Origin of the sequence: Vogesella urethralis (assembly GCF_007644045.2) — a bacterium.
Taxonomy (GTDB): domain Bacteria; phylum Pseudomonadota; class Gammaproteobacteria; order Burkholderiales; family Chromobacteriaceae; genus Vogesella; species Vogesella urethralis.
The window spans coordinates 119,942-143,059 of the sequence record NZ_VMDW02000118.1; the positions used below are offsets into that span (position 1 = coordinate 119,942).

Annotated in this window: 26 protein-coding genes; 13 read left to right on the forward strand and 13 right to left on the reverse strand. The window is 59.7% G+C overall.

Translation table 11 applies throughout. The annotated features are described in order from the left end of the window. Positions 1–272: 272 nt before the first annotated feature. Positions 273–1,079: a hypothetical protein gene (locus tag FLQ03_RS15320; RefSeq protein WP_144371759.1), complete on the reverse strand. Its 807-nt coding sequence runs from the start codon at positions 1,077–1,079 to the stop codon at positions 273–275. A gap of 437 nt (positions 1,080–1,516) precedes the next feature. Here FLQ03_RS15320 and FLQ03_RS15325 point away from each other — a divergent pair, with 437 nt between their 5' ends. Then, on the forward strand, positions 1,517–1,978 hold the full coding sequence (locus tag FLQ03_RS15325; RefSeq protein ID WP_170252443.1) for an AtaL-like protein: 462 nt from the start codon (positions 1,517–1,519) through the stop codon (positions 1,976–1,978). A gap of 54 nt (positions 1,979–2,032) precedes the next feature. Further along, positions 2,033–2,461, forward strand: a complete 429-nt coding sequence (locus FLQ03_RS15330; RefSeq protein ID WP_144371761.1) for a c-type cytochrome — start codon at positions 2,033–2,035, stop codon at positions 2,459–2,461. A gap of 199 nt (positions 2,462–2,660) precedes the next feature. Here the strand turns inward: FLQ03_RS15330 and FLQ03_RS15335 are convergent, their stop codons facing one another. Further along, positions 2,661–3,092: a c-type cytochrome gene (locus tag FLQ03_RS15335; RefSeq protein WP_144371762.1), complete on the reverse strand. Its 432-nt coding sequence runs from the start codon at positions 3,090–3,092 to the stop codon at positions 2,661–2,663. 151 nt (positions 3,093–3,243) lie between these two features. Between FLQ03_RS15335 and FLQ03_RS15340 the strand changes: the two genes are divergently transcribed. The 6 genes from FLQ03_RS15340 to FLQ03_RS15365 are packed head-to-tail and all read left to right on the forward strand — an operon-like array spanning position 3,244 to position 7,327. Beyond that, positions 3,244–3,678, forward strand: coding sequence for a Fur family transcriptional regulator (locus FLQ03_RS15340; protein WP_144371763.1), 435 nt, complete (start codon positions 3,244–3,246; stop codon positions 3,676–3,678). Further along, complete coding sequence (locus tag FLQ03_RS15345) at positions 3,666–4,601, forward strand: CobW family GTP-binding protein (protein ID WP_206211000.1); 936 nt, start codon at positions 3,666–3,668, stop codon at positions 4,599–4,601. The genes FLQ03_RS15340 and FLQ03_RS15345 overlap by 13 nt, the downstream gene beginning before the upstream one ends. 14 nt (positions 4,602–4,615) lie before the next feature. Then, positions 4,616–4,810: a hypothetical protein gene (locus FLQ03_RS15350; protein WP_144371765.1), complete on the forward strand. Its 195-nt coding sequence runs from the start codon at positions 4,616–4,618 to the stop codon at positions 4,808–4,810. Continuing rightward, the gene (locus FLQ03_RS15355) at positions 4,807–5,547 is read left to right on the forward strand and encodes a metal ABC transporter ATP-binding protein (RefSeq protein ID WP_144371766.1); all 741 of its coding nucleotides are present in this window, start codon (positions 4,807–4,809) and stop codon (positions 5,545–5,547) included. Before FLQ03_RS15350 ends, FLQ03_RS15355 begins: the two co-directional genes overlap by 4 nt. After that, positions 5,544–6,419, forward strand: coding sequence for a metal ABC transporter permease (locus tag FLQ03_RS15360; protein WP_144371767.1), 876 nt, complete (start codon positions 5,544–5,546; stop codon positions 6,417–6,419). Before FLQ03_RS15355 ends, FLQ03_RS15360 begins: the two co-directional genes overlap by 4 nt. A gap of 8 nt (positions 6,420–6,427) precedes the next feature. Further along, the gene (locus FLQ03_RS15365; RefSeq protein WP_144371768.1) at positions 6,428–7,327 is read left to right on the forward strand and encodes a metal ABC transporter substrate-binding protein; all 900 of its coding nucleotides are present in this window, start codon (positions 6,428–6,430) and stop codon (positions 7,325–7,327) included. On the opposite strand, the gene FLQ03_RS15370 is transcribed toward FLQ03_RS15365, so the two are convergent. Then, entirely contained in the window at positions 7,299–7,979 is a 681-nt protein-coding gene (locus FLQ03_RS15370) for a sulfite exporter TauE/SafE family protein (RefSeq protein ID WP_144371769.1), read from the reverse strand. The genes FLQ03_RS15365 and FLQ03_RS15370 overlap by 29 nt on opposite strands. Positions 7,980–8,277: 298 nt before the next feature. Between FLQ03_RS15370 and FLQ03_RS15375 the strand changes: the two genes are divergently transcribed. Then, positions 8,278–9,063: an enoyl-CoA hydratase gene (locus FLQ03_RS15375; protein WP_144371770.1), complete on the forward strand. Its 786-nt coding sequence runs from the start codon at positions 8,278–8,280 to the stop codon at positions 9,061–9,063. A gap of 121 nt (positions 9,064–9,184) precedes the next feature. Here FLQ03_RS15375 and FLQ03_RS15380 read toward each other — a convergent pair whose 3' ends face one another. Genes FLQ03_RS15380 through FLQ03_RS15400 form a run of 5 tightly spaced genes read right to left on the reverse strand, consistent with a single transcriptional unit; the run spans position 9,185 to position 11,873 of the window. After that, positions 9,185–9,967 carry a peptidylprolyl isomerase gene (locus tag FLQ03_RS15380; RefSeq protein ID WP_144371771.1) on the reverse strand — a complete coding sequence of 261 codons (783 nt, stop codon included), beginning with the start codon at positions 9,965–9,967 and terminating at the stop codon, positions 9,185–9,187. A gap of 18 nt (positions 9,968–9,985) precedes the next feature. Beyond that, positions 9,986–10,777, reverse strand: coding sequence for a peptidylprolyl isomerase (locus tag FLQ03_RS15385; protein WP_144371772.1), 792 nt, complete (start codon positions 10,775–10,777; stop codon positions 9,986–9,988). A 3-nt stretch (positions 10,778–10,780) separates the two neighbouring features. After that, positions 10,781–11,041 (reverse strand): BolA family protein, encoded by a 261-nt coding sequence (locus FLQ03_RS15390; RefSeq protein WP_144371773.1) that lies wholly within the window; start codon positions 11,039–11,041, stop codon positions 10,781–10,783. Beyond that, positions 11,038–11,340, reverse strand: a complete 303-nt coding sequence (locus FLQ03_RS15395; RefSeq protein WP_144371774.1) for a YciI family protein — start codon at positions 11,338–11,340, stop codon at positions 11,038–11,040. The genes FLQ03_RS15390 and FLQ03_RS15395 overlap by 4 nt, the downstream gene beginning before the upstream one ends. Further along, entirely contained in the window at positions 11,340–11,873 is a 534-nt protein-coding gene (locus FLQ03_RS15400) for a septation protein A (protein WP_144371775.1), read from the reverse strand. The genes FLQ03_RS15395 and FLQ03_RS15400 overlap by 1 nt, the downstream gene beginning before the upstream one ends. A 302-nt stretch (positions 11,874–12,175) precedes the next feature. Here FLQ03_RS15400 and FLQ03_RS15405 point away from each other — a divergent pair, with 302 nt between their 5' ends. Then, positions 12,176–13,111: an exopolyphosphatase gene (locus FLQ03_RS15405; RefSeq protein ID WP_240802286.1), complete on the forward strand. Its 936-nt coding sequence runs from the start codon at positions 12,176–12,178 to the stop codon at positions 13,109–13,111. On the opposite strand, the gene FLQ03_RS15410 is transcribed toward FLQ03_RS15405, so the two are convergent. Next, on the reverse strand, positions 13,095–13,769 hold the full coding sequence (locus FLQ03_RS15410; RefSeq protein WP_206211001.1) for an HAD family hydrolase: 675 nt from the start codon (positions 13,767–13,769) through the stop codon (positions 13,095–13,097). The two genes, FLQ03_RS15405 and FLQ03_RS15410, sit on opposite strands and share 17 nt — an antisense overlap. Positions 13,770–13,856: 87 nt before the next feature. On the opposite strand from FLQ03_RS15410, the gene FLQ03_RS15415 reads away from it, so the two are divergent. Continuing rightward, positions 13,857–14,483 carry a ParA family protein gene (locus FLQ03_RS15415; protein WP_144371777.1) on the forward strand — a complete coding sequence of 209 codons (627 nt, stop codon included), beginning with the start codon at positions 13,857–13,859 and terminating at the stop codon, positions 14,481–14,483. Between the two features lie 111 nt (positions 14,484–14,594). After that, a complete protein-coding gene (locus tag FLQ03_RS15420) occupies positions 14,595–15,647 on the forward strand; it encodes a GMP reductase (RefSeq protein WP_240802287.1) in 1,053 nt (350 codons plus the stop codon). Between the two features lie 166 nt (positions 15,648–15,813). Here FLQ03_RS15420 and FLQ03_RS15425 read toward each other — a convergent pair whose 3' ends face one another. Next, on the reverse strand, positions 15,814–16,545 hold the full coding sequence (locus tag FLQ03_RS15425; protein ID WP_144371778.1) for an EAL domain-containing protein: 732 nt from the start codon (positions 16,543–16,545) through the stop codon (positions 15,814–15,816). A gap of 143 nt (positions 16,546–16,688) precedes the next feature. Between FLQ03_RS15425 and FLQ03_RS15430 the strand changes: the two genes are divergently transcribed. After that, positions 16,689–18,290: a methyl-accepting chemotaxis protein gene (locus tag FLQ03_RS15430; protein ID WP_144371779.1), complete on the forward strand. Its 1,602-nt coding sequence runs from the start codon at positions 16,689–16,691 to the stop codon at positions 18,288–18,290. Between the two features lie 66 nt (positions 18,291–18,356). Here the strand turns inward: FLQ03_RS15430 and FLQ03_RS15435 are convergent, their stop codons facing one another. From FLQ03_RS15435 to lptF, 3 genes are read right to left on the reverse strand one after another with little or no spacing between them, the layout of a single operon-like run. Then, positions 18,357–20,930 carry a [protein-PII] uridylyltransferase gene (locus tag FLQ03_RS15435; RefSeq protein WP_144371780.1) on the reverse strand — a complete coding sequence of 858 codons (2,574 nt, stop codon included), beginning with the start codon at positions 20,928–20,930 and terminating at the stop codon, positions 18,357–18,359. Next, positions 20,927–22,003 (reverse strand): LPS export ABC transporter permease LptG, encoded by a 1,077-nt coding sequence (gene lptG / locus FLQ03_RS15440; protein WP_144371781.1) that lies wholly within the window; start codon positions 22,001–22,003, stop codon positions 20,927–20,929. The genes FLQ03_RS15435 and lptG overlap by 4 nt, the downstream gene beginning before the upstream one ends. Beyond that, complete coding sequence (lptF, locus tag FLQ03_RS15445) at positions 22,000–23,109, reverse strand: LPS export ABC transporter permease LptF (RefSeq protein ID WP_144371782.1); 1,110 nt, start codon at positions 23,107–23,109, stop codon at positions 22,000–22,002. Before lptF ends, lptG begins: the two co-directional genes overlap by 4 nt. Between the last annotated feature and the right edge of the window lie 9 nt (positions 23,110–23,118).

Genomic DNA, 23,118 nt, shown 5'->3' on the forward strand with positions numbered 1-23,118 from the left:
TCGCCGAATAGCTTGGTTGTTCGCTGCCCTCGCAACACCTCGACCTGTCAGCGGGCAGAACACTGCTTGGACAAAGCAGGCAGTTGAAGATTATCCCAAGATGGACATCCATGCTGAGCCAGCGTCAGGCTAAGTGGGGTAAGGCAGGTATACGAGTGCTGCCTGCTTTTTGCTGACTTGTGTGCTTACTTACACCGGTGGAACCACTGTGAACTGGCGAATGGTGGAAATAAAAAAACCCCGCCTAGGCGGGGTGAATGCGAGTTTCCTGCTCAGATTGTCACCGTGATGCGAGCGGGTGATTTATTGGGACTGGGGGTGGGAATCTCGTAACCCAGCATGAACAACGCCGATTCGAACTTGCGCAGGGCGTCCGGTTTTTGGCACCAGCTAGCACGGGAGTTGGCCAGCGCTTCATTCACCACCCAGCTGGCACGGATTTTCCATTCGGCATGGAAGCGGCTGCGGTTGGCCAGTTGTTTGAAGTGCAGCAATTCGGTGCTGGGGTTGCGGTTCATGGTGGAGGCACCTGGTGCCCAAGGGAAGCACAGCTCCTCCGGCAGCAGAATGCGGCGGCTTTCGCAGAACTGGCGCACCAGATAGCCCATGGCGGCGCCTGTGCGGCCATCGTAGATCATCACGTTGTCTGCCGCGAGCGCATAGACCTTGGTAAAGCCGGCGTTCATGCGCAGTTCGCCGTCAAAGCGTGCCACGTCCGGTTCGTCCGATTGCAGGATGTCGAGGGCCTGCTTGATCTTGTTCACCAGATGCGTCTGGTTGTGGCGTGCCCAGTCGCGGTTAAGGGTGTAAAGCTTGATGACTTTGCCGCCTGAGCCCCAGAGCAGGATCTCGTCGATGACGCTGACCAGCGCCGGAGCATTGTTGTTAGCCAGTGCCTCGCGCAGGCGGCTGCGAAGGCTGCTGAGTTGAACCTGGTTTTCCTCGTAATAGTTGCCATTCCAGTAAAAGCGGGCGAAGGCTTGTTCCAGGGTGCTGGCAAAAAAATCCCGGTCGTAATTGGCCGGCAGGATCTTGTCACGAACCTTGAATGCGTGATCGCCGAAACTTTCACCGTCCATCCAGCTGGTCAGCTGTCCGATGAATTCCTGGACAGGCTGGCGCTGAAGATAATCTGTTTTGTTTGTTAAATTCATTCTTCAACAGGACCTTATAGCAAGAGAGCGGTAAGTGGTGCTCGTACATCTCGTTCGGCCAGCGTTCTCTGATAAAGGCGTAAGTGCGCGGCTCAATATATATTTTCTCACAATCAGATCTTTTCACAACCCTTCAAAATGACGAATGAATTCTTAGCTGCGACAATAATGCCAATTGGAATACATATTAAATCAAATGATTTAAGAACATTTACTAATACTTTTAAGTTGGGATGGCTTAGCACGGATGTGGTGCAAAAATTTTTTGCTGAATTTTGTTGCTTTTTGGCAACCCAAAGTACAATCGGGCCCATGTTGCAGCAGGGGAGGTGAAAGAGATGAGGTTTGAGCACCTGGTAAAGATGTACGACGAGCTGGCGCCGCAGCCTTTGATCACGCGCCGGCAGCTGTGGCAAGGGCTGGTGCTGCGTGCCGAGGACCCGTGCCGTTTCGACGAGAACATCTCGTCGTCGACGATCCTGGCCTATGACGAGCGCGGCTTGCGCAGGGAAGTATCCTTCGGTCAGCTGGTGGTGCGCGAGAGTGTAGGTTTTGAGCCGGAAAAATCGGTCCGCTACGAAACCGAGCCTAGCGAACAACACCCTCCCAGCAAATTAGGCATGTTTATCGAAGAGCCGCAGCCGGGGCATTTGTTCATCCGCTTCGTCTACGAGAACGATTTGCCTGATGCAGCGGTCACAGACGATACCAATGATCCGGGCTATTACGTGCCTTACTTGAAGGCGGCATACAAGCAGGCTGATCTGCATACTGCCCAGGTCATTCTGTCGCTGGCGCAGGAAGGTGCGTTGGGCTCTGCATAAGGTCTTTTGCAGCTTGGCTGCATATTGCTTTCACATTGCTTGAGTTGGACAAAGATGAAAAAACTGTTTGCTGCTGTGGTGTTGTCGGCGTTGTGTGCGCAGGCAATGGCGGGCGCCGGCGAGGATCGTCAGCGTAGTTTCAAGAAGGTGCTACTGAGCTATGAGCCGATCGGGGTGATGCTGCGGGATGGCCCGTTCCGCAAGGAGCAGTTCATCAAGCACGCCGATGCCCTGAAGCTGGTGTCACGCGAGCCGTTCAAACTGTTTGCGCCGAATAGCATCGATGCAGTCAGCCGCGCCAAGCCGGAAATCTGGAGTCAGGCTGCCAAATGGAAGCAGGAGGAGGCACGATTCCTGCAGGCGGTGGATGCTTTGCAGGCTGGCGCACGCAGTGATGACTTGGCTGCCGTGAAAATGAAATATGCCGCCATAACGCAAAGCTGTAAGAGCTGTCACGACGCATTCCGTGGTCCCAAAAAGTAGGCTCGGCGAGCAAGACCGATGACTGGCGCTGTTTTACGCATGGAGGCGGGTTTGTCTTGCAAGTAGCAAGGTGCACATGCAAGTGCAGGCGTGAAGCGGTGCGGCATTGCCGAAATGGACCAGCGTTGGGCCATGCTCCGTCGACAGGCTGAAATGAAAAAAGACCCGGCTAGCCGGGTCTTTTGTATGGTGACGCTGATCAGTCCTTGCGGAAGCTGTCGTGGCAGGTCTTACAGGTTTTCATCACTGCGCCAAACTGTGGCTTGACGTCATCCAGGCTCTTGGCGCCGGCGGCAACTTGTTTCAGTTTGGCTACTTCGGCTTTGTGGCTATCAACAGCAGCTTTGAACTCGGCCGGCTTGCTCCAGATTTCCGGTTTGGCGTCAGTTTTGCCCTTGTCACTGCCTGGCGTGAAATGTTGCCACGGCTGCTGGGCCAGCTCGTCCAGGTGAGCGGCCATTTTGGCGAATTCGTCCTTGTTGAACGGGGTTTCGCCTTTCACTACTTTGGACATCGGGCCTACGGTTTTCTTGTATTGCTCGAACACTTCCTTGCGGGCCTTGATCGGGTCGGCAGCCATTGCGGGCGCCAGCATGGCACAGGAAAGAACAGCCAGAATCAGTTTTTTCATTGCTACACCTCGTTTCGGGCAGGGTCGGATTGGGATGGCTAGAGCATAGCATAGTATGTCAGCGGGTTTGCTTACGCAGGTATTAACGCTTGTGAATACTTTTGTTATAAAGTAACATTTGAGAATTCTTAACGTTTGTAAGGTCATCGTCATGGATCAAGCCTGCTTCATCGAGGCCGCCGACCGCCACTGCCAGCAGCAGGGGGTCAAGCTGACGGCGCTGCGGCGCCAGGTGCTGGAGCTGGTGTTGGGTTACCAGGGCGTGGTGAAGGCATACCAGGTGTTGGCAGATTTGCAGCGCATGCGCGGCATTGCGGCGCCGCCTACCGTGTATCGGGCGCTGGACTTTCTGGTGGCGGCGGGCTTGCTGCACAAGGTGGACGCCCTGAATGGCTACATCGTCTGCCACCATGTGGGTTGCAGCCACGAAGGCCTGATTCTGGTGTGCGGCGATTGCGGCAAGGTAGAAGAGCTGGATGCCACGCCGATGCTGGACGTATTGCGCCAACAGGCAGGTCAGGCCGGCTTTGCCATCGGCCCGCAGAACCTGATGCTGACCGGACGTTGTCAGGAGTGTCAGGCATGAAAAAAACGCTGGTCAATGTGATTACCGGCTTTCTGGGCGTGGGCAAGACCACGGCGCTGCGCCACATGATTGCCCACCGTCCGCAGGGCGAGAAGTGGGCCATTATCGTCAACGAATTTGGTGAAATCGGCATCGATGGCGCCGTGCTGGATAACGGCGAACTGCCGGTGGCGGAAATTGCCGGTGGTTGCCTGTGTTGCGTGGCCGGCCCGCAGATGACGGTGACGGTGGCCAACCTGGTGCGCCGTGAGCGCCCGGACCGGCTGATCATCGAAGCCAGTGGGCTGGCCCACGCTGCCGGCCTGATCGACGAGCTGCGCGCCGATCCATTGGGCAAGGCGCTGGAAGTGGGGGCGGTGATGACGCTGGTCGACCCGCGCCAATTCGTCAACAACGACTACTTCCGCCAGCCGCTGTACCGCGATCAGGTGATGGTGGCCGACGTGTTGCTGGCTACCAAGGGTGACCTGTGCGACGACGCCACTCTGGCCCAGTACCGAGACAAGGCAGCTGCGTTGTTCCCGCCCAAATCGCTGGTGGCCGATATCCGTGACGGTGCGGCCAACCCGGCCTGGCTGGATACCGAAGTGGCGGCCAAGCCGCGTTACCGCCCGGCGGTGCGCAGCGACGACAAGCCGGGCTGGCAGTCGCACGGCTGGACACTGCCGCCTGACACGCCGTTCTCTGGCGAGGCGCTGACGGCGTTCTTTGATGGCCTGCCAGGCATGGTGACCGGGCTGGTGCGCGCCAAAGGCATTTTCCGCGTGCTGGATACCTGGCTGTGGCTGAACTGGACCGAAGGCCGCTGGGCGGCCAACCAGGTAGCCTGGCGCCGGGACAACCGTTTTGAACTGATTGCCGAGCATATCGACGTTCCTGCCATCGAAGCGGCCTTGCGAGCCTGCATTGCTGCCGAATTCTGAGTCCGAATTACTGCATGTCCCAACATCATCACGCTGCGCATGAGCACCATGCGCACTCGCACCCCCATCCGCATGGCGCCGGTGACGACCATCACCTGCCGCGCTGGCGCTTGCTGTCCATGTCTGCCGGGCAGCGCCTGCTGCTGGCGGCGCTGCCCCTCAGCCTGCTTTGGCTGCTGGTGGCCTGGGCGCTGGGAGGGGAGGCATGATCACGCTCGATAACCTGACCGTTTCCTACCAGCGCCACCCCGCGGTGCACCACGTTAGCGGCCGTTTTGCCAGCGGTACGGCCACGGCCATCTTCGGCCCGAATGGCGCCGGCAAGAGCACCTTGCTGAAAACCATCATGGGGGCGCTGAAACCCGATAGCGGCAGCGTAAAGCTGCACGGCATCGGCCGGCGCGAGCTGGCTTATCTGCCGCAGCAGTCCGAAGTAGACCGCTCGTTGCCGGTGTCGGTCATCGACCTGGTCAGCAGCGGTCACTGGCGCCATAGCGGCCTGTTCGGCAAGGTTGGCCGCCAGCAGGACGAAGCCAGCTGGAATGCGCTGGTGACCGTGGGGCTGGAAGATTTTGCCACCCGCCCGATCTCGGCCCTGTCCAGCGGCCAGTTCCAGCGAGTGCTGTTTGCCCGCATCCTGGTGCAGGACGCCCGTTTGATCCTGCTGGACGAACCGTTCAACGCGGTCGATGCCCGCACTACGCAAGACCTGCTGCAGTTGGTAGACCGCTGGCGTCAGGAGGGGCGCACGCTGGTGGCCGTCCTGCACGACCAGGCGCAGGTGCATAGCCATTTTCCGCAAACGCTGCTGATGGCGCGCGAGGTCATTGCCTGGGGCGATACCGCCGAGGTGCTGACCGAGGCGCGCCTGCGTAAGGCCAGCGAAACCGCAGCGCACTGGCTGGCCAAGGCGCCGTTGTGCAATGTTGACGGGAGCCCGGCATGAGCACGTTGTACGACCTGCTGTTGTCGCCGTTTGTCGACTTCGCTTTCATGCGCCGCGCGCTGGCCGGCTGCCTGGCGCTGGCCATGGGTAGCGCGCCGGTGGGGCTGTTCCTGGTGATGCGCCGCATGAGCCTGATGGGCGACGCCATGAGCCACGCCGTGTTGCCTGGCGCGGCAGTGGGTTACCTGCTGGCCGGGCTGAGTTTGCCGGCGATGAGCCTGGGCGGTTTTGTTGCCGGGGTGTTGGTGGCGGTGCTGGCCGGTCTGGCCACCCGCTATACCGAGGTGAAGGAAGACGCCAGCTTTGCCGGCTTTTACCTGCTGTCCTTGTCGCTGGGTGTATTGCTGGTGTCCAAGACCGGCAGCAATGTCGACCTGATGCACCTGCTGTTCGGCTCGGTGCTGGCGGTGGACGACCACGCACTGCTGCTGGTGGCGGGTGTCGCCAGCTTTACTGTGCTGAGCATGGCGCTGGTGTACCGCCCTTTGCTGCTGGAAAGCCTGGATCCGGTGTTCATGCGCGCCATCGGCGCCCGCGGTGGCGTCTGGCATTTGCTGTTCCTGCTGCTGGTAGTGCTGAACCTGGTCGCCGGTTTCCAGGCGCTGGGCACGCTGATGTCGGTGGGTTTGATGATGTTGCCGGCCATTGCCTCGCGCCTATGGGCGGTGTCGGTGGGGGGCATGCTGCTGGTGGCCTTTGCCGTCGCTGCCTTGTCCGGGGTGGGGGGCTTGCTGCTGTCGTATCACTACGAGCTGCCTTCCGGCCCGGCCATCATTCTGCTGGCTGGCATGTTCTATCTGTTTTCCCTGCTGTTTGCACCGCAGGGCGGTTTGCTACCGCGCCTGGTGCGTGCCCGTCATTTCACCAATTAGGAATTGCTATGCGTAGATGGATTGCTGCAGCACTGTTGATGTCGCCGTTACTGGCCCAGGCCAAGCTGCCGGTAGTAGCCAGTTTCAGTATCGTGGCCGATGTGGCACGTGAAGTCGGTGGCGACCGTGTTGATGTGGTGTCGCTGGTGGCACCGGATCAGGATGCCCACGTTTTCCAGCCGGCCCCGGCCGACGTGAAGAAGTTGGCCGCCGCCAAGGTGTTTGTGGTGAACGGCCTGGGCTTCGAGGGCTGGATGACGCGGCTGAGCAAGTCTGCCGGCTTCAAGGGCATGACCATCACCGCCGCCGCTAAGGTGAAGCCGCTGGCGATGGCCGAGCACGACGAACATGAGGGGCATGATCACGGCCACGATCATGACCACGGCAAGGTCGACCCGCACGCCTGGCATAACCCGCAGAATGTGGTGCTGTACGCCGATGCGATGGCGGACGGCTTTGCCAAGGCCGATCCGGATGGCGCTGCCTACTACCGCCAGCGTGCGCAAGCCTACAAGGCCAAGCTGGGCGAGCTCGATGCCTGGGCGGCCAAGAGCCTGGCCGCTGTGCCGGCCGATCGTCGCAAGGTGCTGACCTCGCACGACGCGTTTGCTTACCTGGGCGCCCGCTACAAGATCCGCTTCATGGCGCCGCAAGGTGTCAGTACCGATGCTGAGGCGTCTGCCAAGGGCGTAGCGGCGCTGATCCGTCAGGTGAAGAAAGAGAAAGTGACCGCAGTATTCTTCGAAAATATGGCTGACCGCCGTTTGCTGGATCAGCTCAGCCGTGAAGCCGGCGTCAAGGTTGGCGGCAAGCTGTACTCCGATGCGCTGTCGGCCGACCCGGCTGCCAGCAGCTACCTGCAGCTGTTCCGCAGCAACGTCAATGCGATGCTGGCAACGATGAAGTAAGCAGCAAGTACAGGTGCCAGGCACCAAGCGCGCAAATGGCCAGGCCCGCAAACAAGCGGACTGGCCGTTTTTGTTTGAGGCGCTGCAGCTGGCTGGCAAAGCTGCCCATCAGCAGCAGGTTGGGCAGGGTGCCCAGGCCAAAGCTGAGCATGGCCAGTGCACCGCCTGCGGCAGATTGCGTGGCCAGGGCGGCCAGGCTGGCTGTGTACACCAAGCCGCACGGCACCCAGCCCCAGACGGCACCGACCAGCACGCTATGCCAGGGGTGGCGTACCGGCAAGAAGCGGTGGGTCAGTGGCTGCAGGCGTTGCCATAGTGGCACCCCCAGTTTTTCGATGCGGCCAACCATGGTGGATAGCCCGGCCAGGTACAGGCCCAGCAAAATCAACAGCAGGTTGGCCAGCGCAAACAGCCATTGCTGCAATGGCAGATAGCTGGTCTGGGCCAGGCCCCACTGGCTGAGGCCGCCCAGCAGGGCGCCGATCAAGGTATAACTGCCAAGCCGTCCCAGATTGTAGCCCAGCAAGAGTAGCGGTCGGTTGCCGGTGCCGGTTAGCGAGATGGCCGTGACGATGCCACCGCACATGCCCAGGCAGTGTACGCCCCCCAGCAGGCCAGTCAGAAACAGGGATAGCAGGCTGATTTCCAGCATATCGTTAAAAATGGTTCTAAAACGGAAAGTGGATTGTAACAGCCCTATTTGCCGTGGCTGGGCTTTTTCAGGGCTAAATAGCTCTATGGATTATTATAAATGACTAATAATGACATTATACTTATCTGTATTGAAATACTTGCAAAATCATGGTGATAGTCCATTTTTAGTACTAGAAAATCTCGACATTTAGTCACAAAATGAACGCCTTTCCGTGAATGAGGCGCTGTCGATGTGGAGACGTACTGGCACGGTCAATAAGTCTAATAGCCGTGTGGCGAGGGTGGGGAGGTAATAAATGAGCAAGTACATTATCGTGGAGCGTTTGGGTCAGTCTGCCATTGTTACTATCAACAACCCGCCGGCCAATGCCTGGACGCTGGAGTCGTTGAAGGCACTGACTGCTGCCATGGAAAGTCTGGACGCCGATAGCGAAGTGCGCAGCGTGGTACTGACCGGTGCGGGTGACCAGTTCTTTACTGCCGGCGTGGACATGACCCTGCTGGCAAAGGCCAGTCGTGAGCAGGCTGGCCGCATCGTGGATGCGTTTGCCCAAGCCTACAACAGCGTGCGGCAATTCCGTGGCGTGACGGTAGCGGCCGTGAACGGCATGGCGCTGGGCAGTGGCCTGGAGTGCGCGCTGTCCTGTGATTACATCGTGATCGAGCGTGGCGCCAAGCTGGGCATGCCGGAAGCGGTAGCCGGGCTGATCCCCGCGGCCGGTGGCAGCAAGGCGCTGACCGATCGCGTTGGCGTGCCGTGGGCCAAGCGCATCATCCTGGGCGGCGAGCTGGTGGATGCGGATACCGCACTCAAGATCGGTTTGGCCGAGGAAGTGGTGGATAGCGGATTTGCCAAGATCGTAGCCGTCAGCCTGGCCAGCAAGGTGGCATTGCAATCGCGCAGTGCGGTGCTGGCGGCGCGACGCCTGATCGAGGTGAGCCAACAGACTACGCTGGAGCGGCAGTTGCTGCTGGAGCGTGCAGCCTTCCTGGAGCTGATGGAAGGCGCCGAGCAGCGCGAAGGCGTGGCGGCACTGCTGGAAAACCGCAAGCCGTCCTGGCAAGACGATGGCGACGACTGAGCGCAGATCGATCGGGCGGTGGTAAAGCGGCCTGGTCACAGCAAAAAGCCTGTTTGCGGTGCAAACAGGCTTTTTGTTTGGTGAAATGCGCCAGCAGCAGGCTGGCGCTTTTCACGTGGGCTTACTGCTGAACCTTGGCCTTGGCTTTCAGGTCCTTGATCAGGCTTTCGATACGCTGCGACTGGATGCGTTGCTCCAGCTGCGGGCGCAGGGCATCTACCGGCGGTGCGGCTTCTACTTTCACGTCGTCCAGTTTGATGATGTGGAAACCGAACTGGGTTTTCACCGGGGTAGCGGTAACCTGGCCTTTGGCCAGCTTGATCATGGCTTCGGAGAACGGTGCGACGAAAGTTGCCGGTTCGTTCCAGCCCAGATCGCCACCGTTGACCTTGCTACCCGGGTCAATCGATTTTTCCTTGGCCAGTTGGTCGAACGGCTTGCCCTTTTTCAGCGAGGCCAGTACAGCTTTTGCTTCGGCTTCGGTCTTCACCAGGATGTGGCGCGCCTTGTAGCTCTTTTTCTCCGGGAATTCGGCTTTTACCTTCTCGTACTCGGCCTTGATCTGGGCGTCGGTAATCGGGTTGGTGCGTACGTATTCCTTGATGTAACGGTTAGCCAGCGCCATGGCTTGGGCGTTTTCCATTTCAGCCTGGAAGTCGGCAGACTTGTCCATGCCCTTTTTCACGGCTTCCTGACGCAGGATTTCAGCGGTCACCAGCTGGTCGGTGATCATCTCTTTCATCTGCGGGTTGGCCGGCTGGCCCTGGGCTTCCATCATGCGCACGATGGCGTCGATGCGTTGCTGGCTGATGGCAACGCCGTTGACGGACGGGGTGGCCACAGCAGTGGAGCCAGCCACCATCAGGGCGGCAGCGATCAGGGAATGCTTGAAACGAGTTTTCATCAGTGATTTCCGTATGGGTTATTGGATGGTGGCTTTCTGGCGCAGTTCGAGTACTGCATCACGGACAGCCTTTTCCTGCAGTTCCTGAGCGATGCGCGCCTTCACTGCTTCGAACGGTGCCGGTGTGGCGGCGCGAATATCTTCAACCTTGAAGACATGCCAGCCCAGCGACGATTGCAGCGGCTTGGCGCTGATCTGGCCTTTGGGGATGGCTTTCAGAGCTTCTGCCAGCGGTGCTTCCATGGCCGCCAGGTTGCCCCAGCCCATGTCGCCACCGCGTGCCTTGCTGTTTTCGTCAATCGACTGGGTTTTGGCCAGTTGATCGAACTTGCCGCCTTTTTTCAGTGCGGCGATGGTTTTGTTGGCCGCATCTTCGGTAGGCAGCACGATCTGGCGTACCGAGACTTCGTTCACCCCTTTGAACTGGGCGCTGTAGCGGTCGTATTCGGCTTTGACGGCTTCTTCGCTAACCGGCCGGTTTTTGGCGGCAGCGTCGAAGAATACTTGCTGCAGCAAATCCTTGCGCACTTCATCCATGCGTTGGATAAAGGCCGGGTCCTTGTCGAGGCCAGCCTTGATGGCGGCTTGCAGTACCAGTTCGCGGTTGATCAGGCGCTGGCGCAGGTCTTCGCGCAGTGCCGGCGTGTCCTGTACGCGACCACCGTTGGCGCCCACAACCTGGCTGACGGCCTGGTCGAGTACGCTCTGGTCGATGACGGTGCCGTTGACGGTGGCAACCGGTGCGGCAAAGACCGCTTGGGTGGCAGCCAGCAGAACGCCGGTGCTCAGCAGCGAGGTGAGTTTTTTCATGTTTTACAATTCGTCCGGTGTGTAGGTGCGCATGGCCAGTGCGTGAATGCCTTGTTGCATCAGATCGCCCAGCGCGGCGTAGACCATGCGCTGCCGCTGGAGACGACTTTTGCCGGCAAAAGCGTCGGCCACGATGACAACATCGAAATGGCTGCCATCTGCGGCGCCCGCATGGCCTGCATGTGCTGCACTGTCGTCGTGGATGTCCAGATGGCTGGGGGCCAGAACGGCCAAGCGCTGGCGAATGCTATCGCTGAGGCTCATGCTGGTAAAACTTTGCGGAAGGGTTTTACGCTGACCGTGGCGTACACCCCGGCGGCAACGTAAGGATCGGCGTCTGCCCAAGCCTGTGCTTGCTGCAAGCTGGCGAATTCGGCCACGATCAGGCTGCCCGTAAAACCGGCGCTACCCGGGTCATTGCTGTCGATGGCAGGGAAGGGGCCGGCCAACAGCAGGCGACCTTCAGCTTGCAGTGCTTGCAGCCGTTCCAGGTGAGCGGGGCGGGCAGCCAGGCGGGCGGCCAGCGAATCTGGCACGTCTTGCCCGGTGATGGCGTACAGCATCAGGGGGTCTCCTCGATGTACTTGGACAGGTAAATGCTCTGGGCTACCACGAAGGCAATCATCAGGCCGAAGCCGCCGAACAACTTGAAGTTCACCCATACCGCTTCACTGAAACGGAAAGCGACAAACAGGTTGACGGCGCCCAGCACGGCAAAAAAGGCAGCCCAGGCATAGTTGAGTTTTTTCCAGATGGTTTCGGGCAGCTGCAGTTGGCCGCCCATCAGGCTTTTCATGCCGAAACGGCCGCTCAGCTGGCCGTACACCAGGCCAGCCCCCATCAGCCAGTACAGCACGGTGGGTTTCCACATGATGAAATGCTTGTCGTGGAGTAACAGCGTGGCGCCACCCATGACCACGATCAGCGCCAGGCTGATCCATTGCATGGTTTCCACTTTGCGGTGCTTGATCCAGCTGAGGGCTACCATAACGACGGTGGCGGCAATGGCGATTCCGGTGGCCAGGAACATATCCTTGGTTAGCCAGTAACAGCCGAAGAACAGCAGGACGGGGAAGAGGTCTGAGAGAAATTTCATGTGCGCGATTATGCGGGCTGTGTGGCTGGCAAACAAGTGTGACAGCGGTCAGGTCTTTTCGTTCAGCACGTGTTGCATGGGGGCTGGGATATCGATATGGCCTTGCCGGGTGCATCATTTAGGTAACACTTTGTCCTGCTTGTTGCCGGTACGACAGGCAAGAAGTCGATGAATGACAAGACAATTCGCGCTGGGGCGGGATTGTGGCTGTGCAGGCCAAGACCAAATCACCCGCGCAAACCGCGAGTGCCGCGTTATCATGAATCATCTATCTGGATAAACGTCATCGCGCTGGAGACTGAATGATGGCCCACGAGAAATACCGCCTGGTAACACGAAGTGACTTCGATGGCCTGGTGTGCGCTGTACTGCTTAACGAGCTGGATCTGATCGACGACATCAAGTTCGTCCACCCCAAAGACATGCAGGACGGCAAGGTCGAGATCACCGATCGCGACATCACGACCAACCTGCCTTACGTGGCGGGGGCCCATTTGGCTTTCGATCACCACTTCTCGGAAACGTTGCGCAACGAGGGCGAGCGCAGCAACCACATCATCGACCCGGCAGCACCGTCGGCCGCCCGCGTGGTGTACAACTACTACGGCGGTAAAGCGCGCTTCCCCGGCATCGCCGACGACATGATGGCAGCGGTGGACAAGGCCGATGCGGCTCAGTTCAGTCAGGATGAGATCCTGAACCCGCAAGGCTGGGTGTTGCTGAACTACCTGATGGACGCGCGTACCGGCTTGGGGCGCTTCCGTGAGTTCCGTATCAGCAACTACACGCTGATGATGGATCTGATCAAGTACTGCCGTCACCATACTATCGACGAAATCCTGGCCTTGCCCGATGTCAAGGAGCGAGTCGACTTGTACTTCGAGCACGAGCCGAAGGCGCGCGAGCAGATCGAACGGTGCGCTACCGTGCACGGCAACCTGGTAGTGCTGGACTTGCGCGAGGAAGACCTGATCCACCCGATCAACCGTTTTGCCATTTACGCGATGTATCCGCAGACCAACGTCTCCATCCACGTGCTGTGGGGGCTGAATCGTCAGAACACGGTATTTGCCACCGGCAAATCCATTATCGATCGCAGCAGCAAGACCAATATCGGCGCGCTGATGCTGGAGTATGGCGGTGGCGGCCACGAGGCGGCGGGTACCTGCCAGGTAGAAAACGAGCAGGCCATGGACGTGCTGCGCGCGCTGATCAAGCGCATCAATGCGGATGGCTAAACAGCGCTGCTAGCAGCGACCGTGCTTCGAACAGGTCCTGGCATACCGCCAGGGCCTGTTTTGCTATGTCGGTATCCGGTGGTGCCAGGTCTGGCACCACGATCACGCGCATGCCGGCGGCCAATGCCGCGCGCGCACCGTGGGGCGAATCTTCCAGCACAATGCAATCCGAGGCGGGCACGCCCAGCAGTGCGGCGGCTTTCAGGTAGACGTCTGGCGCCGGCTTGCTGCGCGCCACTTCGTCACCGCAGACGCTGTGGCGGAAGAACGGCGCCAATTGGCTGCGTGCCAGCTTGATGTCGGCCAGGGCGCGCTGGGTCGCGGTGGCGACCGCGCGCGGCAGCGCCTTCTGCTCGCACCACTGCAATAATTCGATAATGCCTGGCTTCAGGGGTATGCTGTCTTCCCGCAGGGTGCGGTGGTACTGCGCGCGCGCCACAACGCCAAACTGTGCCACGTCGGTATCCGGCAGCGCCTGCTGCAGGTAGTCCAGGCAGTACTCGGTACTCAGGCCGACCATGGCTTGCAGATGGTGCGCCTGCAGCGGGATTGCCAGCGCCTCGGCAGCGTGCTGCCAAGCCCGGGCGGAGAGCGTCTCGGTATCGATCATCAGGCCGTCCATGTCAAAGAGCAGGGCGGCAAACGCAGGTGCGGGCATGCGAACTTCCTGGGGGATGGGGGAGTCCAGCATAAGACATGCGGCTACCGTTGTCTGCGTAATCGCAATAAGAACAAGAGAGGTGTTATGGCGTATTCGATTCTGGTGGCCAACCCCAAGGGGGGGAGTGGCAAGTCGACCCTGTCCACCAACCTGGCAGGTTTTTATGCGGCACAGGGCACGCGCATCATGCTGGGCGACGTTGACCGGCAGCAATCGTCGCTGGCCTGGCTGGCATGCCGCGACGCCGCCTTGCCGGCGATCAGCGGCTGGAAGGTAACACCGGGCGAGCCGGCGCGGCCGCCCAAAGGCACCCAGGTGATCATTCTGGATAGCGCTGCCGGTTTGCATGGCAAAAAACTGGCCGCGCTGGTGGCACAGGTGGATCGCGTCATCGTGCCGATTCAGCCGTCTCCCTTCGATATCTGGGCCAGTCGAGACTTTTTCGAGGTGCTGCTGCAGGAAAAAGCGGTACGCAAGCAGAAGGCATTTGTCGGCGTGGTAGGCATGCGCATCGACCCGCGCACCAAGTCGGCCCGCGATTTGCAGCAGTTCCTCGATGGGCTGGATGTGCCGGTGATCGGCCATGTCCGCAGCAGTCAGCTATATGTTCAAGCGGCGGCGCAGGGCATGACGCTGTTCGATTTGCCGCTGTCGCGCACCCAGCGCGAACGCGAGGCGTGGCAGAGCATCATCGCGTGGCTGGATAACTGAATGCGCACAATTTTTTATTTTCCGGTTGACAGTCTGAAACTGGGCCTGTACATTTGAATCGTTTGTGCGCGCCTTTCGCCGATTCGACGGTGAAAGCAAGCGCAGGGATAAATGCAAGCGGAAGCCAGTGGCTTCCGCTTTTATTTTTGGGGCCCCCAGTTTTATGTCGCTATCCGGAACGGCGGCATGCCAACCCCATTAATGGAGCGCATCATGCACAAAACCGAATTGAACTATGGCGATGTTTATCTGGTTCCGAAGAAAACCATTGTCGATAGCCGTAAAGAATGTGATACCTCGGTACAATTTGGTCCGCGGCGATTTGATATGCCGTTGTATGCATCGAATATGAAAAGCGTGGTGGATGCAGAAACCTGCGAATTTTTCGCCCGCCACGGCTGGTTTTACACCATGCACCGTTTTAACGTGGATGCCGTGGCATTTGTGGCAGACATGCAGCAGAAAGGCTTGTTTGCGTCCATCAGTATCGGTGTCAACGACGATACGCTGACCCAGTTGGCCGCATTGAAGGCGGCAGGTCTGACGCCGGAATACATCACACTGGATATTGCCAACGCCTGGTGCGTAAAAGCCGAGCGCATGATCAAGCACGTGAAAGCCGAGTTTCCCGGCAGTTTCCTGATTGGCGGCAATATCGCTACCGCCGAGGCGGCGCGCGATCTGGAGGCCTGGGGCTGCGACGCCATCAAGGCCGGCATTGCCGGTGGCCGTGTCTGTATTACCAAAAACAAGACCGGTTTCCATCGCCCGATGATTGCCACGGTGCAGGATTGCGCGGCTGCGGTCAGCGTGCCGGTGATTGCCGATGGTGGCATTGTCGAGCATGGCGATGTGGCCAAGGCGCTGGCTTGCGGCGCCAGCATGGTGATGGCGGGTTCGCTGTTTGCCGGTTATGACGAGTCGGCTGGTGAAATTGTTGAAATCAACGGCAAGCACTATAAAGAATACTTTGGTAGCGCTTCGCAATTCAACAAAGGTGAATACAAGAACGTTGAAGGCAAGAAAATCCTGGTGGAATACAAAGGCAGTATTAGCCGGGTATTGGTTGAGCTGAAAGAAGACCTGCAGTCGTCGATCAGTTATGCTGGTGGTAAAGATATTTCGGCATTGCGCGATGTGGAAATGATTGTGGTTTCCCGCTGATCGCCGGATAAATACCAGTGCAGCCTGTCAGTAAGCGGGCTGTTAAAACTGAAAAACCCTGTTTGTTGTGCAAACAGGGTTTTTCATGTTGGCCGCAACAAAGCGAATGTTGATTTCACGCTGATGCGACCCGTTTCCCGGCTGAGGTAAAGCCGGGTCGGGTATTTCATGCCTTGGTCTGAATGAATTCCGGCCGGAAGTAATAGCCCTGTACCAGGTCGACGCCCAACTCCCTGGCGATGGCCAGGTCCTCTGCTGTTTCAATGCCTTCCAATACGGTTTGCCGGTTTTCCTGGCGCGCATAGTCCAGCAGCAGGGTGAGCATGCGCATTTGTGCCGGCTGCTGGATGGCTTTCAGCCAGCGACGATCAAATTTGAAAATATCGACGCTGCATAAAATGGGTAATGACAATAGCGTGCCATCGGCACCGATATCGTCAAGCGCGGTTTTTATCCCGATGGCCGCCAGCGATTCCGCTAGCCACAGGCTGCGTTTTGCCTCCTGGATGCTTGCATTCTCGATAATCTCGACCACCATTCTATTAGGCTGATCCAGCAGTGCCAGAACAGGGTGGCATTCATTGGCCGGATTGTCGTCAAACACGTCCGGGTCCAGGTTCAGAAACAGCAGGCCACTGGCTGGAGCGTGCTGGATTTGCCAGCGTTTGCTCATCAGTTCGGCCTGGATCAGCGTGATCGGCGAGGCGTGCAAGGCGGCGAACACGGCTTGCGGTGGCAAGGTCTGTTGCTTGGCATCGTAGAAGCGGGCCAGCGCCTCGTGGCCAACCGTTTCCAGGGTGCGGGTTGCCTTGATGGGCTGGTATTCGGCTCCGATACGCTGCTGTTCCAGCATGTCAAGTAGGGTGCTGGCGGATAGCGGGTGGCGGGCGTGGTTCATTCAATGTTTGATAAGGATTCTCATTACCGTAATGTACCGTTTTTGCTGCTTATTGCAAAGGCATGTAGTTAATAGGCCCGAGCATTTAGTTGGTTTTGCTTATAAATGATAGAATCCGCTGATAACACACAGACGAGTCCACCATGAAGATCAACCAACCAGTTACCAGCAACGAGCTGTTTCTTGATCCGCAACGCCCGATCGTGACCAAGACAGATCTGAAGGGGGCCATCACCTACGCCAACCGTGCTTTTATCGAAATCAGCGGTTTTGAAGAGCATGAACTGCTGGGTGTTAACCATAACGTGGTACGGCATCCGGACATGCCGCCCGAGGCCTTTGCGGATTTGTGGCAGACGGTCAAGGCGGGCAAGCCCTGGCGTGGTTTGGTAAAAAACCGTGCCAAGAATGGTGACTTTTACTGGGTAGAGGCCTACGTCACCCCGATCACGCTGCGGGGTGAGGTGCAGGGCTATGTATCGGTACGCAATGCGCCCAGCCGCGCCGATGTGGCCGCTGCCGAGGCCTTGTACCAGCGGGTGCGCAACAAACAGGCCACGCTGGGTTCCACGCTGAAGGCCTACAAATCGCGCAAGGATAGCGGTGTTATCGGTTTCGGCCTCACCGGCCTGTTCGTGGCGATGCTGTTTGCTGGTGGTGCGGTGCCCGGCTTGAGCGAGGGGCTGCGCCTGGGGCTGGCGCTGGGCGGCGTGATCGGCCTGAGCCTGACGTCGTTCTGGTGGCGCCGCAGCGAGGCGCTGGGGCAGGCGCTAATCCATCGTGGCTTGCGGGCGCTGGGCGAGGGGCGGCTGGAGCAGCCGCTGCACGCCGAGCTGGGTGGCCAGATTGGCAATATGACTGACAGCCTGGAAACCCTGCGTTTGCAGCTGCGTGCACTGGTGGCGGATACGCTGGCGGCCAGCAGTCACACCCACCGCCAGGCGGTGGAGTTGGGTAGCGAGATGTCGGGCCTGGTAGACCGGGCGCGCGAGCAAGGTAGTGGCCTCAATCACATCAGTACCTCTATGGCGTCCATCAGCGACTCGGTTGGCCGTATCGTGGCGATGACCGATGAGTGTGTGCAGGGTGCCGAGGCAACCCGCCGTGCGGCGACCGACGGGCAGGGCGTGATGCAGCTGGCCGAGCAGACCGCCGGCCAGGCGGTTGCAGTGGTCACGCAATCGAAGCAGGAGTTGGGCGAACTGGAATCGGCGATCAGTCAGATCAAGGGTATGACGGACCTGATTCACGAAATTGCCGATCAGACCAACCTGCTGGCGCTGAATGCGGCCATCGAATCGGCGCGGGCGGGCGAAACCGGGCGCGGTTTTGCCGTGGTGGCCGACGAAGTGCGCAAACTGGCCGAGCGCACCTCGCAGACCACCGAGCGCATTACCAACCTGGTGCAGCATATCGTCAGCATTACCGATAGTGTGGCCGGCAAGATGGACTTGTCTGCGGCCGAGGTTGGCCGCGTCAGCGATGAAATCCGCCAGTCGGCCAGCCATCTGCAAAGCCTGCTGCGCGTGGCAGACGAGGCGCGTGACTTTGCCCTGGGTCTGTCCGAGCAAATGAGCGGCCAGTCGGAATCGGTACACCAAGTAGCGGCGGCCGTCGAGCAGCTGGCAGCGCTGGGTGAGCAGAACGTGAACTCGGCGCGCTTTGTGCACGCCAGCGCGCAGAAGCTGGAAGATACCGCCAGCGATATGGATAAACTGACCCGCGATTTCCGTCGCGAAGGCTAACGCCAGCGGGGTGATAACAAAACGGCACCGGTAGGCGCCGTTTTGCCTGTTGCGGCCAACCTTGATTCAAAGATGCAGGGCAGCGATCAGGTCGGCTTCCAGCGCCAGCAGGGTCTTGTCGTCCGGTATGCGCGGTGCGGACAGCAGGAAGGAGTCTTCCACGCGGCCGCCCAGCGTCATGATCTTGGCCGAATCCACGCTCACCTGGTAGTCGGAGAGCACCTTGGCAATGCGTGCCAGCAGGCCGGGGTTGTCGCCGGCCACGATCGACAGCACGAAGTGCTTGCCCTTGTCGTCGGGGCGGATCAGCACTTGCGGCTTCACCGGGAAGTTCTTCTGGTGGCGGTTCAGCCGTCCTTTGGCTGGCAGGCTGATGGCGTCCTGCCGCTGCAGGGTGGCAGCCAGCTCGAACTCGATGAAATTGATCAGGTCACGGTAGTTGCCTTCGTGGTGCTCCGGCAGGAACACGTGGAAGGTATCCAGTGCGTAGCCGTGCCGCGTGGTGTAGATCTTGGCGTCGGCAATGCTGTAACCGTGGCGGCCGAGGAAGGCGCACAGACGGGCAAACAGGTCGGGCTGGTCCGGGGTGTAGACCAGTAGCTGCAAGCCCTCCTTGTCTTCCGATAGCCGGGCACGGACCACCGGTTCCTGGGTGTCGACCAGGCGCCCCAGCATGCGGGTGTGCCACGCGATTTCCTTGGCCTCGTGGCGCAGGAAGTACACGGTTTCCAGCTTTTGCCAGAACGTGCGCTCGGCCCCTTCCGGCATGATGTGCAGTCGCATCAGGCGCAGGGCGGCCTGCTTGCGTTCTTCCAGTTCGGAGTCCACATCGATATGGCCACCACGCTTCAGGGCGCGCTGGGTAGCGTAGAACAGGTCTTCCAGCAGCTTGGCTTTCCAGGCGTTCCATACCTTGGGGCTGGTGCCGCGGATGTCGGCCACGGTCAGGATGTACAGCGCGGCCAGGCGGCGGTAGTTGCCCACCAGTTCGGCAAAGTGCTGGATGGTGTCCGGGTCGTAGATGTCCTGCTTCTGTGCCACGCTGGACATGGTGAGGTGCTGCTGTACCAGCCACACCACCAGATCGCGGTCGTCGCTGTCGATGCCATGGCTTTCGCAGAACTGGGCGGCGTCCACCATGCCCAGTTCGGAGTGATCGCCACCACGGCCTTTGGCGATGTCGTGCAGCAAGCCGGCCACGTACAGTAACTCGGGGCGGTCGAACTCGTGGATCAGGCGCGACAGCAGCGGGTACTCGTGGTTGAAGGCCGGAATGGCAAAGCGGCGCAGATTACGCACCACCATCAGGATGTGCTCGTCCACGGTGTAAACGTGGAACAGGTCGTGCTGCATCTGGCCCATGATGCGGCCGAAAGCCGGCAGGTATTTGCCCAGTACGCCGTACAGGTTCATGCGGCGCAAGGTGCGCGTCAGGCCGCCGCCGGCGCGGAACAGCTGGATGAACAGCTCGCGGTTGGCCGGGTCGCGGCGGAAGCGGTCGTTGATCTGGCGGCGCGCGTGCCACAAACCGCGCAGCGTGCGCGGCGCCATGCCGCCCAGCTCATGCTGCTGCATGTGCAGGAAGGCGCGCAAAATGGTGGACGGTTCGCGCTCGAACACCTGGCTGTCGTAGATGCCCAGCAGGCCGTTCACGCTGTAGAAGTGCTGGTCCAGTTGCTGGGTGATGCGTGGTACGTCGCACAGCAGGCGCGCGCGCAGGTTGGGCAGCAAGATGCCGTTGAGCTGGCTGACGTTCTTTGCCGATTTATAGAAGCGCTGCATCAGCTGTTCGCTGGCGCGCTTGGCCTTGTCGTCGCTCAGGCCGTTCATGGTGGCCACTTGCTGCTGCAGGTCGAAAATCAGCCGGTCTTCGCGGCGGCGCGCTGCCAGGTGCAGGTCGATGCGGATCTGCTCCAGTTGCCGCTCGCTGTAATGGATCAGGCGTGCCTCGGAGGCGGTAAGAATCTCGTTGGCCGCCAGACTGTCCCAGTTCTGGCCCAGGCCAATGGCCTTGCTGATCCACAGGATGGTGTGCAGGTCGCGCAGGCCGCCCGGGCTTTCTTTGACGTTGGGTTCCAGGTTGCTGGTGACGCCGAAGTGCTTGTTGTGCCGCTGTTGCTGTTCCAGCAGCTTGCCTTCCAGGAAGCGTAACGGGTCGCGGTGTTTCTCCACAGCCTGGTTCAGCTGGTGATACAGCGTGATGTTGCCGGCCAGCAGGCGGTTTTCCAGCAGCGTGGTTTCTACCGTGATGTCCTGGCGCGCTTCGCTCAGGCACTCGTTGATGGTGCGAACGCTGTGGCCCACTTCCAGCCCGATGTCCCACATCACCCCGATGAAGTTCTCCACCACGCCGGACAGGTTGTGCGAGGTGGCTTCCGGCAGCAACAGCAGCAGGTCGATATCGGAGTGCGGAAACAGTTGGCCGCGACCGTAGCCGCCAACGGCCAGCAGCGCCGCGCGCTGCCCCAAGCCCAGGATTTCCCACACCGAGCGGATGGTGCTGTCAACCAGCTGGCCATGCTTGATCAGGTACTGACGGGCATTGCGGTTGCTGCGGTACTCCTGCGCCAGGGCCTCGCGGCCCTGTTGCAGGGTTTGCCGCCAGCGTCGGGTGAGCTGGGTCTGGTCGTTGGCTGTCATCGTCTTTCCTGTCGGGCGATTGCGGTCAGTCCTGCCAGCAGGAATAGCAGCGTGGGCAGGGTGGCGGACACGATGGGATTCCAGTTGTACAACAAGCCCAGATGGCCGAACAGACGGTTGCTGAAGTGGAAGGCAATGCCCAGGCAAATGCCGGCAAACAGCTTGATGCCCAGATCATTGTGGCGGCCGGAAACAGGCGTGAATGCCAGTGCCACCATCACCATCGAAATACAGGCCAACGGGTAGAACAGCTTGCCCCACAGGGCAATTTCGTAGCGCTGTGTCTTCTGATTATTGTTATGCAGGTGTTCGATATATGTCATCAGGTCCATGGCAGACATCTGCTCGGGTACCACCAGCAGCACCGACAGGATGTCGGGCTGGATGACGGACTGCCATACCTGTTCCGGCAAGCGTTGTACCTTGATGCGGTCTGGCAGGATCTCCGACTGCCGCACGCCGCTGAGCAGCCAGCTCTTGCTGGCAGGCTGGTACTGGGCGCGCTCGGCGTGGCGGCTCATCACCAAACGGTAGTCCTGGTCGTAGGTGTAGATGCGGATACCCAGCAGCGTGCTGTCTGGCAGCATTTCGCCCACATTGATGAAGTTGTTGTCATCCTTGACCCACAGGCCGGAGCGGAATTCCTGCGCCACCAGCGAGTGGGTGGCTTGCAGTTTGATGCGCTCGGCATTTTTCTCTGCCAGTGGTGCGGCAAACTCGCCCAGCAGCAGTGCACTGATGGCCATGATGACGCCGAACAGCAGCTTGATGCGGGCAATCTGGCCCAGTGATACGCCTGCAGTACGAATGGCAGTGTATTCCGAGGTGCTGGATAGCTGCGACATGGCGACCATGGCGCCAATCAGTACTGCCAGCGGCATCAGCTCGTAGGCGTGGCCCGGTGCCTGCAGCAGGGTATAGATCAGCAGGGTGCCAGAATCGAAACTGCCTTTGCCGACGTTGGGTAGCTCGCGGATGGCGTCAAAAAAACCGTACAGGCCCAGCAGGCAGGCCAGGGTGAACAAGGTAGTGCTGGTAAAGCGGCCCAGCAGGTACTGGCGCAGCATGCTCATGCGGATTTCCTCCGCAGCAGTCGTTTCATACGGGTAAGCCAGGGTTCGGCAGGTCGGTTGCGATAAAAAAGCAGGGCAATGGCCAGCGCCAGCATTACCAGGTGGGCAGGCAGAATGGCCAGCGCGCTGCCCAGCTTGCCGCTGCCGATGCCGTCACGCAGCAGCCACAGCAGGTTCTGGTACAGCAGGTAGGCGCCCAGGGCAAAGACCAGGTTGTAAGCGTGTCCGGCGCGCGGGTTGTAGTAGCTGAGAGGAATGGCCATCAGCGCAAGTATCAGCGCGCTCAGCGGCAGCGACAGCCGCCAGGCCAGTTCGGCTTTGTCGGCCGGCAAGTCGCTGCCCAGCAGCGCCAGGGTTGGCCGCGTTTCGCTATTGATTTCCGGCTGTACCAGGCGCGCCACTTCGCTGATCTTGAGCGAGTAACGTTCGAATTCGGCCACTTCAAACGCGCCGGAGCCCGGCTCGCCGGTATAGCGACGACCGTTCTTCAGTACCAGCATGCGGTTGCCGTCCTTGTCAGTACTGAGCTGGCCTTCCTTGGCAAAAATGGACGATACCTCGCCCTGGCGGATGGTTTGCACGAACACGTTGCGGGTGGCGCCACTCAGCGGTGAGTAGCTTTCGATAAAGTAGACGCGGTCACTGCTGCGCGACTCCTTGAACACGCCGGGTGCCAGCGCGGTCATCTCTTCACGCTGTTTCAGGGTCTCGGCGTATTCCTTGCTGCGTTGTACCGCCCACGGTTCCACCACCGTGGTGCCGACGGCAATCAGCAGCGATAGCGGCAGGGCAAAACGTAAAACCGGGCTTACCCAATCGGACAGCGATTTGCCACTGGCCATCCAGACAGCCATTTCATGCTCGCGCCACATGCGGGTAAGGGTGACAATAACGCTGACGAAGATGGTGAGGATCATCAGCACCGGAAAGAAGCCAATCGACCAGAAGCCGATCATGGCGAACACCGCGTCGCTGGCGATGCGCCCCTGGGCAGCACGGCCAAGCAGGTTGATGGTCTGTGTGCTGAGCAGGATGGCGAACAAAATGAAAAATACCCCGATACTGGTGTAGCTCAGCTCGCGGGTAAGGCTTTTTTGAAAAAGCATAAAACAGGC

Coding starts and splice junctions, on each gene's coding strand:
- FLQ03_RS15385 (WP_144371772.1), bottom strand. CDS start 10,777: ATGAAAAAACTCACCTCGCTGCTGAGCACCGGCGTTCTGCTGGCTGCC.
- FLQ03_RS15435 (WP_144371780.1), bottom strand. CDS start 20,930: ATGACAGCCAACGACCAGACCCAGCTCACCCGACGCTGGCGGCAAACC.
- FLQ03_RS15330 (WP_144371761.1), top strand. CDS start 2,033: ATGAAAAAACTGTTTGCTGCTGTGGTGTTGTCGGCGTTGTGTGCGCAG.
- FLQ03_RS15320 (WP_144371759.1), bottom strand. CDS start 1,079: ATGGACGGTGAAAGTTTCGGCGATCACGCATTCAAGGTTCGTGACAAG.
- FLQ03_RS15355 (WP_144371766.1), top strand. CDS start 4,807: ATGATCACGCTCGATAACCTGACCGTTTCCTACCAGCGCCACCCCGCG.
- FLQ03_RS15340 (WP_144371763.1), top strand. CDS start 3,244: ATGGATCAAGCCTGCTTCATCGAGGCCGCCGACCGCCACTGCCAGCAG.
- FLQ03_RS15405 (WP_240802286.1), top strand. CDS start 12,176: ATGATGGCCCACGAGAAATACCGCCTGGTAACACGAAGTGACTTCGAT.
- lptG (WP_144371781.1), bottom strand. CDS start 22,003: ATGAGCATGCTGCGCCAGTACCTGCTGGGCCGCTTTACCAGCACTACC.
- FLQ03_RS15380 (WP_144371771.1), bottom strand. CDS start 9,967: ATGAAAACTCGTTTCAAGCATTCCCTGATCGCTGCCGCCCTGATGGTG.
- FLQ03_RS15430 (WP_144371779.1), top strand. CDS start 16,689: ATGAAGATCAACCAACCAGTTACCAGCAACGAGCTGTTTCTTGATCCG.
- FLQ03_RS15425 (WP_144371778.1), bottom strand. CDS start 16,545: ATGAACCACGCCCGCCACCCGCTATCCGCCAGCACCCTACTTGACATG.
- FLQ03_RS15400 (WP_144371775.1), bottom strand. CDS start 11,873: ATGAAATTTCTCTCAGACCTCTTCCCCGTCCTGCTGTTCTTCGGCTGT.
- FLQ03_RS15325 (WP_170252443.1), top strand. CDS start 1,517: ATGTACGACGAGCTGGCGCCGCAGCCTTTGATCACGCGCCGGCAGCTG.
- FLQ03_RS15350 (WP_144371765.1), top strand. CDS start 4,616: ATGTCCCAACATCATCACGCTGCGCATGAGCACCATGCGCACTCGCAC.
- FLQ03_RS15410 (WP_206211001.1), bottom strand. CDS start 13,769: ATGCCCGCACCTGCGTTTGCCGCCCTGCTCTTTGACATGGACGGCCTG.
- FLQ03_RS15390 (WP_144371773.1), bottom strand. CDS start 11,041: ATGAGCCTCAGCGATAGCATTCGCCAGCGCTTGGCCGTTCTGGCCCCC.
- FLQ03_RS15335 (WP_144371762.1), bottom strand. CDS start 3,092: ATGAAAAAACTGATTCTGGCTGTTCTTTCCTGTGCCATGCTGGCGCCC.
- lptF (WP_144371782.1), bottom strand. CDS start 23,109: ATGCTTTTTCAAAAAAGCCTTACCCGCGAGCTGAGCTACACCAGTATC.
- FLQ03_RS15395 (WP_144371774.1), bottom strand. CDS start 11,340: ATGCTGTACGCCATCACCGGGCAAGACGTGCCAGATTCGCTGGCCGCC.
- FLQ03_RS15420 (WP_240802287.1), top strand. CDS start 14,595: ATGCAAGCGGAAGCCAGTGGCTTCCGCTTTTATTTTTGGGGCCCCCAG.
- FLQ03_RS15415 (WP_144371777.1), top strand. CDS start 13,857: ATGGCGTATTCGATTCTGGTGGCCAACCCCAAGGGGGGGAGTGGCAAG.
- FLQ03_RS15360 (WP_144371767.1), top strand. CDS start 5,544: ATGAGCACGTTGTACGACCTGCTGTTGTCGCCGTTTGTCGACTTCGCT.
- FLQ03_RS15375 (WP_144371770.1), top strand. CDS start 8,278: ATGAGCAAGTACATTATCGTGGAGCGTTTGGGTCAGTCTGCCATTGTT.
- FLQ03_RS15365 (WP_144371768.1), top strand. CDS start 6,428: ATGCGTAGATGGATTGCTGCAGCACTGTTGATGTCGCCGTTACTGGCC.
- FLQ03_RS15370 (WP_144371769.1), bottom strand. CDS start 7,979: ATGCTGGAAATCAGCCTGCTATCCCTGTTTCTGACTGGCCTGCTGGGG.